This is a genomic window from Streptomyces sp. NPDC003034, from assembly GCF_053591375.1.
On the sequence record NZ_JBSFTS010000015.1, the window covers coordinates 1 to 13,778 of the forward strand.

The following is a 13,778-nucleotide window of genomic DNA, read 5'->3' on the forward strand; positions in this document are numbered from 1 at the left end:
AAACGCCCGGTTACATTCCGAACCCGGAAGCTAAGCCTTTCAGCGCCGATGGTACTGCAGGGGGGACCCTGTGGGAGAGTAGGACGCCGCCGAACAACCCGCCCTTTTAGCTCAGTCGGTAGAGCGTCTCCATGGTAAGGAGAAGGTCAACGGTTCGATTCCGTTAAAGGGCTCCAACAAAGAAGGCCCCCGCCTATTGGCGGGGGCCTTCTTGCGTTGCAGCAGCGCTGCGGCAGTGCCGTTTCGCGTTCAGGTACGGCCGGCCGGCTGACGCCGGTGCGTCACTCGCCCTCGCGCTGGTGGGGGACGCGGAAGGCGAGGATGGCCATGTCGTCCGAGGCCGGTTCGGCGGCGAAGCGCTCCACCGCGCGCAGGACACGGGAGGCGACCGCACCGGCGGTGAGGCCGGTGCAGGTGGTCAGGACCTCCGCGAGGCCGTCGTCGCCGAGCATGCGGCTGCCCTCGCGGCGCTCGGTGACCCCGTCCGTGACGCAGAGCAGGACATCGCCCGGTTCCAGGGTGAGGTTCTGCTCGTAGAGCTCCAGGTCCTCCATCACGCCCAGCAGGGGCTGCGGCTCCGCAGCGGAGGTGACCTCGCCGTTGGGGCGCAGGCGCAGCGGGAGCGGGTGGCCGGCGCAGACGACCTTCATCACGGCGCCGCCCTCGGGCCGCGGGTGGAGCTCGCCGTAGAGGAGCGTCAGGAAACGGCTGCGGGCGCCCTCGTCGAGGATGGCCGCGTTGAGCCGCTCCAGGACCGCCGGGCCGCCCAGGCCCTCGCGCGCCAGGAGGCGCAGAGCGTGCCGGGCGAGGCCGGTGACCGCGGCCGCCTCCGGGCCCGTACCGCAGACGTCGCCGATGGCGAAGCCGTACACGCCCTCCCGGATCGGGAAGACGTCGTAGAAGTCACCGCCGACCTCGTTGCCCTCGCCGGCCGCGCGGTAGATGACCTCGACCTCCATGCCGGGGATGGCGGGGGAGCCGGGAGGCAGCAGGCTGCGCTGGAGGGAACGGCTGATGGCCGTCCGCTCGGAGTAGAGGCGGGCGTTGTCCAGGGCGAGGGCGGCTCGGCGGGAGAGGTCCTCGGCGAGCTCCAGGATCTCCTGGCGGAAGTGCTCCTCGCTCGGCTTGCCGAGGGTCAGCAGGCCGATCACGCGGTTGCGGGCGAGGAGCGGCAGCACGACGGTCTCACCGCCGACCGCCAGGGCGGTCTCCGGCCAGGGGCGGGCGCCGGCCTCGCGGACCGGTTCGGGCGGGCTGACCCGGGAGAGCAGGTCCTTCAGGCCGTCGATGCGATCCTCGTCCTCGTGCAGGACGTAGGAGAGGTACGGGTCGGAGGTCTGGTCGGCGATGGTGTAGACGGCGCACCAGGTGGCGAGGGTGGGGACGGTCATCTGGGCCATGAGGGCCAGGGTCTGGTCCCGGTCGAGGGTGCCGGCCAGCAGGTCGGAGGCCTCGACGAGGAAGGAGAGCGAGCCGCGGCGCAGGCGTTCCAGCTCGCCGAGGCGGGCCGATTCGACGGCGAGGGCGATGCGGTCGGCGGCGAACTGCAGGCGCAGGGCCTCTTCGTTCGAGTAGCGGCCCGGGACCTCGGCGGCGACCCCGAGGGAGCCGGTGAGGCGGCCTTCGACCTTGAGGGGGACGGTGATCACGGAGCGCATGCCGGTGGCTTCCAGGAGCGGGACGGCTCCGGGGACGGCGGCCAGGTCGTCGTGGACGGCGGGCATGCGGGCCGAGCCGTACCGGTTGGTGCCGGCCTCGACGGGGACGCGGGCGAAGCGCTGGCGGGTGGAGGGCAGCCCGGTGGTGGCGCGGACCTCCAGCTCCGTCTCGTCGTCGGTGGCCAGCAACAGGAAGGCGGCGTCGGCGTCGAGGAGGTCGCGGGCCCGTTCGACGGTCCGCTGGAGGAGGCCGTCGAGGTCGTCGGGGGCGGGGGAGCCGATGAAGACCTCGAAGGGGTCCGCGGGGCGGGGCTCGGTGAGCTGGCCGCTGTCGGAAGCGGGGACGCGTACGGGGGTCTGGAGCAGGGCGCGCTCGTCGTCGTGGACCAGGAGGCAGACGATGGACGGCTCGCCGTGGGCGTCGCGGACCCGCAGGTGGGAGGCGTAGACGGGGATGACGCGGCCGTCGGCGCCGCGGATGCCGTAGCTGCCCTCCCAGCGGGACAGGCGCAGGGCCTCGGCGATGCCGGTGCCGGTGCCGGGGGTCTGCGGCCAGGCGGCGAGCTCGGCGAGGGGGCGGCCGACGGTCTTCTCGGAGGGGTAACCGAAGATGTGCTCGGCGTCCTCGTTCCAAGCGGCGATGCAGTCCGAGGCGTCGATCTGCAGGACGGCGACGCGGACGCGGCTGTCGGCGAGGGGAAGCAACTGGTCGGGGACGACGGGGCCCGCGGAGCGGGTACCGACCGGCCGGTCCGGCAGGTCGAGGCGGAACCACACGTGCTTGTGAGTGGCCGTGTACTCGACGCCCCAGCGGGTGGCGAGGGCGGCGCAGAGCATCAGCCCGCGGCCGTTCTCGCGGTCGGGGTCGGCGTACGGGCGGTTGCCGGGGTGCTGGAGCGGGAGCTCGCGCTCCGGGTACCGGTCGGCGACCTCGACCCGTACGCCGCCGGCGGCGCGCAGGCACAGGACCTCGGCGCGGGTGCCGGCGTGGACCACGGCATTGGTGACGAGCTCACTGGTGAGGACCACGGCGTCGTCGACGATGTCCGCGAAGCCCCATCCGTGCAGGGTGTCGCGGACGAACGTTCGAGCGGCGGCGACCGAACGCCCGAGGGGGTCGAAGCTGGCAGCCGCCCGTGCCGTGATCACGAGTCTCCTTGCGACGCGGTTGGACATCGGATGCCAGGTTACTTACCTTCGCGGTCGTCATGGTGCCCTCGTCCGGGATTCCACCCGGAGGGTACGGCCGGTGTGCGATGGTGCCGAAGTGTTATGGCCTGGTTCGGCCAAGGTGAAACACTGGGCAGGCTTGTAGAGCCGGCTTGTGAGAGTCAGCTGTCCGGTGGAAAAGCGGTCGACCCTTTCGGGAGGGACACGGTGGAGTCTGGCGCAGCGGTGCGGCGTACGGGAACGCGCCCCAAGGGGGGAAGGTCCCGGCGGGGCGGTACGACGGAGGTCGATACCGCTGCCCTGAACCGGCTGCTCACGGCCCTGGTGTCGATGCGGGACGGGAATTTCCGCAAGCGGCTGACGGTGTCCGGCGAAGGTGTGATGGCGGAGATCGCCGCCGTCTACAACGAGGTCGCCGACCGCAATCTGCACCTGACCGGGGAACTGTCCCGGGTGCGGCGGATGGTGGGCCGTGAGGGGAAGCTCAGCGAACGGCTGGAAACGGGTGCTTGTGAGGGCTCCTGGGCGGCCGCGATCGACGCCTCGAACCAGCTGGTGGACGATCTGGCCCGGCCGGTGTCCGAGGTCGGCCGGGTGCTGTCGGCGGTCGCCGAGGGCGATCTCGACCAGCGGATGGACCTGCGGACGCAGACGGCCGACGGGGCGGGGCATCCGCTGCGCGGGGAGTTCCTGAAGGTCGGGCGTACGGTCAACAACCTGGTCGACCAGCTGTCCGCGTTCACCGACGAGGTGACGCGGGTGGCGCTGGAGGTCGGTACCGAGGGCAAGCTCGGCGGCCAGGCCCAGGTGCGCGGGATGTCGGGTTCCTGGAAGGATCTGACCGACTCGGTCAACACCATGGCGTACCGGCTCACCGCTCAGGTGAGAGATATCGCACTCGTCACGACGGCGGTGGCGAAGGGTGATCTGTCGCGCAAGGTCACGGTGCACGTGGCCGGTGAGATGCTCCAGCTGAAGAACACCGTCAACACGATGGTGGACCAGCTGTCGTCCTTCTCCTCCGAGGTGACGCGAGTCGCCCGCGAGGTGGGTACGGAAGGTGAGCTGGGCGGCCAGGCGAAGGTGCCCGGGGTCGCCGGTGTGTGGAAGGACCTGACCGATTCCGTCAACACCATGGCGGGCAACCTGACCGCCCAGGTCCGGGGAATCGCCCAGGTCACGACCGCCGTCGCCAACGGCGACCTGTCGCAGAAGGTCCGGGTCAGCGCGCGCGGAGAGGTCGCGCAACTGGCCGAAACGATCAACCAGATGACCGAGACGCTGCGGACCTTCGCGGACGAGGTCACGCGCGTGGCCAGCGAGGTCGGCGCGAAGGGCCTCCTCGGCGGCCAGGCGCAGGTGCCGGGGGCCGCGGGGACGTGGAAGGACCTCACCGATTCGGTGAACACCGTCTTCCGCAACCTCACCACGCAGGTGCGGGACATCGCGCAGGTGACGACGGCGGTCGCGAACGGCGACCTGTCGCAGAAGGTCACCGTGGACGTGGCCGGCGAGATGCTGGAGCTGAAGAACACCGTCAACACGATGGTGGACCAGCTCCAGTCCTTCGGCGCCGAGGTGACGCGGGTGGCCCGCGAGGTCGGCGTCGAGGGTGAGCTGGGCGGTCAGGCGCAGGTGCCGGGGGCCGCGGGGACGTGGAAGGACCTCACCGATTCGGTGAACACGGCGTTCCGCAACCTCACCGGGCAGGTCCGCAACATCGCGCAGGTGACGACGGCCGTGGCCAACGGCGACCTGTCGCAGAAGGTCACGGTGGACGTCTCCGGTGAGATGCTCCAGCTGAAGAACACCGTGAACACGATGGTGGACCAGCTGTCCTCCTTCGCCGACCAGGTCACGCGGATGGCCCGGGACGTGGGTACGGAGGGCCGGCTCGGCGGCCAGGCGAGGGTGGAGGGGGTGTCCGGCACCTGGAAGGAGCTCACCGACTCGGTGAACTTCATGGCCGGGAACCTGACCTCCCAGGTGCGGCAGATCGCCCAGGTGACCACGGCGGTGGCGCGTGGTGACCTCTCGCAGAAGATCGACGTGGATGCCCGGGGCGAGATCCTGGAGCTGAAGAACACCATCAACACGATGGTCGACCAGCTCTCGGCCTTCGCCGAGCAGGTGACGCGGGTGGCCCGCGAAGTGGGTACGGACGGGCGCCTCGGCGGTCAGGCGCAGGTGCCCGGGGTGGCCGGCGTGTGGCGTGACCTCACGGATTCCGTGAACGGCATGGCGGGCAACCTCACCTCGCAGGTCCGCAACATCGCGCAGGTCGCGACGGCGGTGGCGCGCGGTGACCTCTCGCAGAAGATCGACGTGGATGCCCGGGGCGAGATCCTGGAGCTGAAGAACACCCTCAATACGATGGTCGACCAGCTCTCGAACTTCGCCGAGCAGGTGACCCGCGTCGCGCGCGAGGTGGGTACCGAGGGCATCCTCGGCGGCCAGGCGGAGGTGAAGGGTGTCTCCGGCACCTGGAAGGACCTCACCCAGTCCGTCAACTTCATGGCGAACAACCTCACCTCGCAGGTGCGCAACATCGCCGAGGTGACGACGGCGGTCGCCATGGGCGATCTCTCCAAGAAGATCACCGTCGACGCGAAGGGCGAGATCCTCGAACTGGTCACCACCGTCAACACGATGGTCGACCAGCTGTCCTCCTTCGCCGAGCAGGTGACCCGGGTCGCCCGCGAGGTGGGTACCGAGGGCATCCTCGGCGGCCAGGCCCGGGTGCGCGGGGTGACCGGCATCTGGAAGGACCTCAGCGACAACGTCAACACCATGGCCGGCAATCTGACGGCCCAGGTGCGCGGGATCGCGCAGGTCTCGGCGGCGGTGGCCAACGGCGACCTCACCAAGAAGGTCACGGTCGAGGCGCGCGGCGAGGTCGCGCAGCTCGCCGACACCGTCAACACGATGGTGAAGACCCTGTCGTCCTTCGCCGACGAGGTGACGCGGGTGGCCCGTGAGGTGGGTACGGAGGGCCGCCTCGGCGGTCAGGCGCACGTGCCGGGTGTCTCGGGGACGTGGAAGGACCTCACCGACTCGGTGAACTTCATGGCCTCCAACCTGACCGGTCAGGTGCGGCAGATCGCCATGGTCACGACCGCCATCGCCAAGGGCGATATGACCAAGAAGATCGACATCGACGCGCGCGGCGAGATCCTGGAGCTCAAGACCACGATCAACACCATGGTCGACCAGCTGTCGTCCTTCGCCGACCAGGTGACCCGGGTCGCCCGCGAGGTGGGCACGGAGGGGATCCTCGGCGGCCAGGCCCGCGTCCGGGACGTCGACGGCACGTGGCGGGACCTCACCGAGTCCGTGAACGAGATGGCCGGCAACCTGACCCGGCAGGTGCGCGCGATCGCGGCCGTGGCCACCGCGGTGACCCGAGGCGACCTCAGCCTGAAGGTCGACGTGGACGCCGCGGGCGAGATCCAGGTCCTCCAGGACAACATCAACACGATGATCGTCAACCTGCGCGACACCACCCTGGCCAACAAGGAGCAGGACTGGCTCAAGGGCAACCTCGCGCGGATCTCCGCCCTGATGCAGGGCCGCCGCGAGCTGGACGACGTGGCCTCGCTGATCATGAGCGAGCTGACCCCCGTGGTCTCCGCGCAGCACGGCGCCTTCTTCCTGGCGCTGCCGGCCGGCGGTACCACCGAGATCGGGACGGAGGGCGGCGCGGACGGCTCGTACGAGCTGCGGATGCGCGGGAGTTACGCGTACGGGGGCGGTCAGATGCCCACCTCCTTCCGGCCGGGGGAGGGGCTGATCGGGACCGTCGCCGAGGAGAAGCGGACCATCCTCGTCGAGAACACCCCGCCGGGCTACCTGAAGATCTCCTCCGGTCTCGGTGAGGCGCCGCCGGCGCATGTCATCGTGCTGCCGGTGCTCTTCGAGGGGAAGGTGCTGGGCGTCATCGAGCTGGCCTCCTTCACGCCCTTCACGCAGATCCAGAAGGACTTCCTCAGCCAGATCGCCGAGATGATCGGTACGAGCGTCAACACCATCAGCGTCAACTCCAAGACGGAGATGCTGCTCAAGCAGTCGCAGGAGATGACCGAGCAGCTGCGCGAGCGCTCCGACGAACTGGAGAACCGGCAGAAGGCCCTGCAGGCGGCGAACGCCGAGCTGGAGGAGAAGGCCGAGCTGCTGGCCCAGCAGAACCGGGACATCGAGGTGAAGAACACCGAGATCGAGGAGGCCCGGCAGGTCCTGGAGGAGCGGGCCGAGCAGCTCGCGGTCTCGATGCGCTACAAGTCCGAGTTCCTGGCGAACATGTCGCACGAGCTGCGGACGCCGCTCAACTCGCTCCTCATCCTCGCGAAGCTGCTGGCGGACAACGCGGACGGGAACCTGTCGCCGAAGCAGGTGGAATTCGCCGAGACCATCCACGGCGCCGGTTCGGACCTGCTCCAGCTGATCAACGACATCCTCGACCTGTCGAAGGTCGAGGCCGGGAAGATGGACGTCTCACCGACCCGGATCGCGCTGGTGCAGCTCGTCGACTACGTGGAGGCCACCTTCCGGCCGCTGACGGCGGAGAAGGGCCTGGACTTCTCGGTCCGGGTCTCGCCCGAGCTGCCCGCGACCCTGCACACCGACGAGCAGCGGCTGCTCCAGGTGCTCCGCAACCTGCTGTCGAACGCGGTGAAGTTCACCGACAACGGCGCGGTGGAGCTGGTGATCCGGCCGGCCGGGGCGGACGTTCCGCAGGCGATCCGGGAGCAGCTGCTGGAAGCGGGCTCGCTGCGGGAGGCGGACGGGGACCTGATCGCCTTCTCGGTGACCGACACCGGGATCGGCATCGCGGCCAGCAAGATGCTGGTGATCTTCGAGGCGTTCAAGCAGGCCGACGGGACGACGAGCCGCAAGTACGGCGGCACGGGCCTCGGCCTGTCCATCAGCCGGGAGATCGCACGGCTGCTGGGCGGCGAGATCCACGCGGCCAGCGAGCCCGGACGCGGGTCCACCTTCACGCTGTACCTGCCGCTGCACCCGAGCGAGCTGCCGCCGCAGGGGTACGCGCCCCCCGCGCCCGGCGGGGCGCGGGGCGACTTCTACCGCAGGCCGGCCGAGGCGGCCCGGCCCGCACCGCCGGCGCCCGTGCCGGTGGCGAAGCCCGTACAGGCACCGCCGGCGCGGGCCGCGCTGCCGGCCGCCGAGCCGGCCGGGCAGGGGCAGGGCGGTTCGGCGCTGTTCCGGCGGCGGCGCAAGGCGCTGAGCGAGCGGGAGCCGCGTACGGCGGTGCCCGGGCAGCCGAACGTCCAGGGGGCCGAGGACGCGTGGAGCAACCCGGAGGAGGCACTTCCGGTGGCGCCCCGGACGTACGACTTCCACGGTGAGAAGGTCCTCATCGTGGACGACGACGTCCGCAACGTCTTCGCGCTGACCAGCGTGCTGGAGCAGCACGGGCTGGCGGTGCTGTACGCGGAGAACGGCCGGGAGGGCATCGAGGTCCTGGAGCAGCACGACGATGTGACGGTGGTCCTGATGGACATCATGATGCCGGAGATGGACGGCTACGCGACGACCTCGGCGATCCGGCGGATGCCGCAGTTCGCGGGGCTGCCGATCATCGCGCTCACGGCGAAGGCGATGAAGGGGGACCGGGAGAAGGCCATCGACTCCGGTGCTTCCGATTACGTCACCAAGCCGGTAGACCCCGACTATCTCCTGTCGGTGATGGAACAGTGGATGCGGGGTAAGTGATCGGCCTGCGGACGTACTGGTACCGACTGCTGACGCAGTGTGCCGGCCGCGGTGCGGGAGAGCGGTACACCGGGAACCTTCTGCTCTCCCGCCACGTTTCTGCTTCGTGCACAGTGACATCCTGGTGACAGGGTGTGGCGATCTCGGGACTGGGGCTACGATGACCGGCACAAGGACGGACGGCGCAAGGATGCCGTCCTCTGGGGCGGGGCCCGGCGAACAAGCCGGAGCCAGGAGCCGGGGAGGCCCCATGCCGGGGCGAGGAGGACAGGGCATGGTGCAGAAGGCCAAGATCCTCCTGGTCGATGACCGGCCGGAGAATCTGCTGGCGCTGGAGGCCATCCTCTCCGCGCTCGATCAGACACTGGTCCGGGCGTCGTCGGGGGAGGAAGCGCTCAAGGCGCTGCTGACGGACGATTTCGCGGTGATTCTGCTGGATGTGCAGATGCCGGGAATGGACGGATTCGAGACGGCCGCGCACATCAAGCGGCGGGAGCGGACCCGGGACATTCCGATCATCTTCCTCACCGCGATCAACCACGGTCCGCACCACACCTTCCGCGGCTACGCGGCCGGTGCGGTCGACTACATCTCCAAGCCCTTCGACCCGTGGGTCCTGCGGGCCAAGGTCTCGGTCTTCGTGGAGCTGTACACGAAGAACTGCCAACTGCGGGAGCAGGCGGCGCTGCTGCGGCTCCAGCTGGAGGGCGGTTCGAACGGCGCGGAGGGCAGCAAGGAGACGGCCGGACTGCTGGCCGAGCTCTCCGCGCGGCTCGCGGCGGTCGAGGAGCAGGCCGAGGCGCTGACGAAGCAGCTCGGCGAGGAGGCCGCCGACCCCGCGGTGGTGGCGACCGCGGCCCATCTGGAGCGCAAGCTCACCGGGCTGCGGCGGGCGCTCGACGCGCTGGAGCCCGGGGCGGGCGGCGGACCGGCGATGCTGCCCGCGCCGAACTGAAGGGGAGATCCCGACCGCGTCCGCGGACGGTGCCTGCCCCGTGGGCGCCTGCGAGCGCGCCAGGTCTGGCGCTGTGTCCTGCCTCGCCGGCGCCTGCGCGTGCGTCAGGTCTGGCGGCGCGTCAAAGCGCGTACGGAGCGGGCGACACGAACGGGTGAAGGGGTGGGCACGCGTGTCCACCGGCGTGCGCACCGGTAATCTCGGGCCCATGGCCTCACGTACGTCCGGCAAGGGTTCCCCGAGCACCGCGGGCACCGCGAAGGGCCGCACCGGCCGTACGACGGCGCCGGCGAAGAAGGCGGCTCCGGCGCGCAAGCCGCCCGCGAAGAAGGCCGCGGCCGCCAGGCGGGCCCCGGTCAAGAAGGCCGCGGCCAAGCCCGCACCCTCGCCGACCGGGGGCGTGCTGCGGCTGGTGCGCGCCCTGTGGCTCGGCTGCGCGCACGCCGTCGGCGCGGTCTTCCGCGGGGTCGGCCGCGGAGCCAGGAACCTCGATCCCGCCCACCGCAAGGACGGCGTCGCGCTCCTGCTGCTCGCCCTCGCGCTGATCGTCGCGGCCGGAACCTGGTCGAATCTGAACGGTCCCGTGGGGGACCTGGTCACCATGCTGGTCACCGGTGCCTTCGGCCGACTGGATCTGCTCGTGCCGGTCCTGCTCGGGGTGATGGCGGTACGTTTCATCCGCCACCCGGAGCAGACCGACGCCAACGGCCGGATCGGCGTCGGGCTCTCCGCACTCGTCATCGGCGTCCTCGGGCTGGTCCACATCGGCTGCGGTGCGCCCGGCCGGAACGAGGGCACCACCGCGATGCAGAACGCGGGCGGGCTCATCGGCTGGGGTGCCTCGAAGCCGCTGATCTTCACCATGGGCGCGCCGCTGGCCGTGCCCATGCTGCTGCTGCTCACCGTCTTCGGGCTGCTCGTGGTCACCGCGACCCCGGTCAACGCGATCCCGCAGCGGCTGCGGCGGCTCGGCATCAGGCTCGGGATCATCGCGCCGTACGAGGATGCCGACGGCTATGACCTGTACGGGGAGGCCGAGGGCGCGGCCGGTCCCGCCGCCCGGCACGACCCCGAGCGGTGGCGCTCCCGCACGGGCGCGGCCGCCGGTCCCGCCGGTCCCGCCGGTCCGGCGGAGGCCGCCGAGGACGAGGCGCTCGCCCGGCGGCGCAAGCCGCGGCGGGCTCCGGCCCGGCCGGCCGCGGACCATCCGGCCAGGGACCGCGAGATGGACGCCGTCGACGTGGCCGCGGCGGCCGCCGCCGCGCTCGACGGCATGGTGTACGGCGGGCTGCCGCCCTCCCCGCTCGTCGCCGACCTCACCCAGGGGATCGGCGTGGAGCGGGAGGGTGCGCGGAGCACCGCTCCCGTGCCGCCCGCCCGCGAGCGACCCGTACCGACCACGGCACCGGTAGCGCCCACGGCCCCCGCGCCGCCCGTCGAGGAGCCGCACGCGACCACCTCCGCGGTGTCCGGGACCCTCTCGGTGCCCGACCTGACGAAGCCCCCGCCGCCGGCCGAGCCCCTGCCGCCCCGCGCGGAGCAGCTCCAGTTGCGCGGGGACATCACCTACGCCCTGCCCTCACTGGAGCTGCTGCGACGCGGCGGCCCCGGCAAGACGCGCAGCGCCGCCAATGACGCGGTGGTCGCCTCGCTGACGAACGTCTTCACGGAGTTCAAGGTCGACGCGACGGTCACCGGCTTCACCCGGGGCCCGACGGTCACCCGCTACGAGGTGACGCTCGGCGCGGCGGTGAAGGTCGAGCGGATCACGGCGCTGGCGAAGAACATCGCCTACGCGGTGGCCTCGCCCGACGTCCGGATCATCAGCCCGATCCCGGGCAAGTCGGCGGTCGGCATCGAGATCCCGAACACCGACCGCGAGATGGTCAACCTGGGCGACGTACTGCGGCTGGCGGACGCGGCCGAGGACGACCATCCGATGCTGGTCGCGCTCGGCAAGGACGTCGAGGGCGGCTACGTGATGGCGAACCTCGCCAAGATGCCCCACGTCCTGGTGGCCGGAGCCACCGGCTCCGGCAAGTCCTCCTGCATCAACTGCCTGATCACCTCGGTGATGGTCCGGGCCACCCCGGAGGACGTGCGGATGGTGCTGGTCGACCCGAAGCGGGTGGAGCTGACGGCGTACGAGGGCATCCCGCACCTGATCACGCCGATCATCACCAACCCCAAGCGGGCCGCCGAAGCGCTCCAGTGGGTCGTGCGCGAGATGGACCTCCGCTACGACGACCTGGCCGCCTTCGGCTACCGGCACATCGACGACTTCAACCAGGCCATCCGGGACGGCAAGATCAAACTCCCGCCGGGCAGCGAGCGGGAGCTCAGCCCGTACCCGTACCTGCTGGTCATCGTCGACGAGCTGGCCGACCTGATGATGGTGGCCCCCCGCGACGTCGAGGACTCCATCGTCCGCATCACCCAGCTGGCCCGCGCCGCCGGCATCCACCTGGTGCTCGCCACCCAGCGGCCCTCGGTGGACGTGGTCACCGGCCTGATCAAGGCGAACGTGCCCTCGCGGCTCGCCTTCGCCACATCCTCCCTCGCCGACAGCCGGGTCATCCTCGACCAGCCGGGTGCCGAGAAGCTCATCGGCAAGGGCGACGGACTCTTCCTGCCCATGGGGGCGAACAAGCCGGTCCGCCTCCAGGGCGCCTTCGTCACCGAGGAGGAGATCGCCGGAATCGTCCAGCACTGCAAGGACCAGATGGCCCCCGTCTTCCGGGAGGACGTCACCGCCGGACAGAAGCAGAAGAAGGAGATCGACGAGGACATCGGCGACGACCTGGACCTGCTGTGCCAGGCGGCGGAACTGGTGGTCTCGACGCAGTTCGGCTCCACCTCGATGCTCCAGCGCAAGCTGCGCGTGGGCTTCGCCAAGGCCGGCCGGCTCATGGACCTGATGGAATCCCGGGGAATCGTCGGCCCGAGCGAGGGATCCAAGGCGCGCGACGTCCTGCTGAAGGCGGACGACCTCGACGCGGTGCTCGCCGTCATCCGGGGAGAGGGTCACCCGTAAGGCCAGTTCCGCGGACACGTTGGGACGCGCAACCGTTTCCCTTGGGCGTGCGTCCAGTTGAGGGAGGTGGCGGCAGCGCGCAGGGCGCGGGGCCGCCGCACCGGTCCCGCCCTCTCTTCGCCATTCGGATGGCGTAGGAAGTGCACCCTCCGGTTGCTCCACCCTTTCGTCACCCCCCTAGACTGGACCTCCAGCAGGTGGCTACACGCTCGAAAGGCGCCCTCGTGTCCATCGGCAACTTCAACTCCCCCGAAGAAGAGCGTCCTTCGACCGACGACCGGTCCGAGGACCGCATCGTCGAACCTCCCGTCGAAGGACCGTCCATCGGGACGGCCCTCAGGAAGGCCCGGATCGCCGCCGGGCTCACCGTCGACGAGGTCAGTTCCACCACCCGCGTGCGCATTCCGATCGTGCACGCGATCGAAGAGGACGACTTCACGCGCTGCGGCGGCGATGTCTACGCCCGCGGTCACATCCGTACGCTCGCCCGCGCCGTCCACCTCGATCCGGAACCTCTGGTCGAGAGCTACGACGCGGCTCACGGCGGCCGGCCGGCACCCACGCCCGCCGCGCCGATGTTCGAAGCGGAACGCATCCGCCCCGAACGGCAGCGGCCCAACTGGACCGCCGCCATGGTCGCCGCCATCGTCGCCGTCATCGGCTTCGTGGCCTTCACCGCTTTCGGCGGTGGGGACGGGATCGCCAAGCGGCCGATGGCGGAAGGTTCCGTCTCGCCCAAGCCCGCACCCAAGCAGAGCGGCGGGCATCCGGCCGTCGCCCAACCCCAGACCCCCAAGGCGCCCAAGCCGGAACCTTCGGACAGCGCCATCGCCGCCGCGCCCAAGGACCTCGTCACGGTCGTCCTGACGGCCGACAGCGGCGAGAGCTGGATCTCCGCGAAGGACCACAGCGGCCGGACGCTCTTCGACGGCACCCTCAGCCAGGGTGAGTCCAAGACCTTCACGGACAAGGAGTCCGTCAACCTCGTGCTCGGCGACGCCGGGGCCGTGAAGCTCTTCGTGAACGGCAAGGAGGTCCAGGAAGACTTCCAGCCGGGACAGGTGGAACGCCTCACCTACACCAAGCAGGACCCGCTCGTGGATCAGCCCCAGGCGGGCTGAGCCAGGACGGCCCAAGGGCAGAAAACGCAATTCCGGATCCCCGGGGTGCCGCGCCGCACCCCGGGGATCTTGCCGTGCGGGGCGGTAGCGCGAGCGGGGGCGGGGGCCGG

Annotated in this window: 5 protein-coding genes, 1 tRNA gene and 1 rRNA gene; 6 read left to right on the forward strand and 1 reads right to left on the reverse strand. The window is 70.6% G+C overall.

What is annotated here, in order from left to right; all coding sequences use genetic code 11:
- Both rrf and ACWDX7_RS16865 read left to right on the forward strand, forming a co-directional pair.
- Positions 1 to 95, forward strand: a 5S ribosomal RNA gene (gene rrf, locus ACWDX7_RS16860); the annotation flags it as partial.
- Between the two features lie 5 nt (positions 96 to 100).
- Positions 101 to 176: transfer RNA gene (locus ACWDX7_RS16865), tRNA-Thr, on the forward strand.
- Positions 177 to 281: 105 nt separating this feature from the next.
- On the opposite strand, the gene ACWDX7_RS16870 is transcribed toward ACWDX7_RS16865, so the two are convergent.
- The gene (locus ACWDX7_RS16870; RefSeq protein ID WP_451492427.1) at positions 282 to 2,807 is read right to left on the reverse strand and encodes a SpoIIE family protein phosphatase; all 2,526 of its coding nucleotides are present in this window, start codon (positions 2,805 to 2,807) and stop codon (positions 282 to 284) included.
- A 228-nt stretch (positions 2,808 to 3,035) separates the two neighbouring features.
- On the opposite strand from ACWDX7_RS16870, the gene ACWDX7_RS16875 reads away from it, so the two are divergent.
- The 4 genes from ACWDX7_RS16875 (at position 3,036) to ACWDX7_RS16890 (ending at position 13,668) form a co-directional block, all read left to right on the forward strand.
- Complete coding sequence (locus ACWDX7_RS16875; protein ID WP_451492426.1) at positions 3,036 to 8,558, forward strand: HAMP domain-containing protein; 5,523 nt, start codon at positions 3,036 to 3,038, stop codon at positions 8,556 to 8,558.
- Positions 8,559 to 8,832: 274 nt separating this feature from the next.
- The gene (locus tag ACWDX7_RS16880) at positions 8,833 to 9,513 is read left to right on the forward strand and encodes a response regulator (RefSeq protein ID WP_451492425.1); all 681 of its coding nucleotides are present in this window, start codon (positions 8,833 to 8,835) and stop codon (positions 9,511 to 9,513) included.
- A 208-nt stretch (positions 9,514 to 9,721) separates the two neighbouring features.
- Positions 9,722 to 12,547 (forward strand): DNA translocase FtsK, encoded by a 2,826-nt coding sequence (locus ACWDX7_RS16885; RefSeq protein WP_451492424.1) that lies wholly within the window; start codon positions 9,722 to 9,724, stop codon positions 12,545 to 12,547.
- 224 nt (positions 12,548 to 12,771) lie between these two features.
- A complete protein-coding gene (locus ACWDX7_RS16890; protein ID WP_451492423.1) occupies positions 12,772 to 13,668 on the forward strand; it encodes a helix-turn-helix domain-containing protein in 897 nt (298 codons plus the stop codon).
- The last annotated feature ends 110 nt before the right edge of the window (positions 13,669 to 13,778 follow it).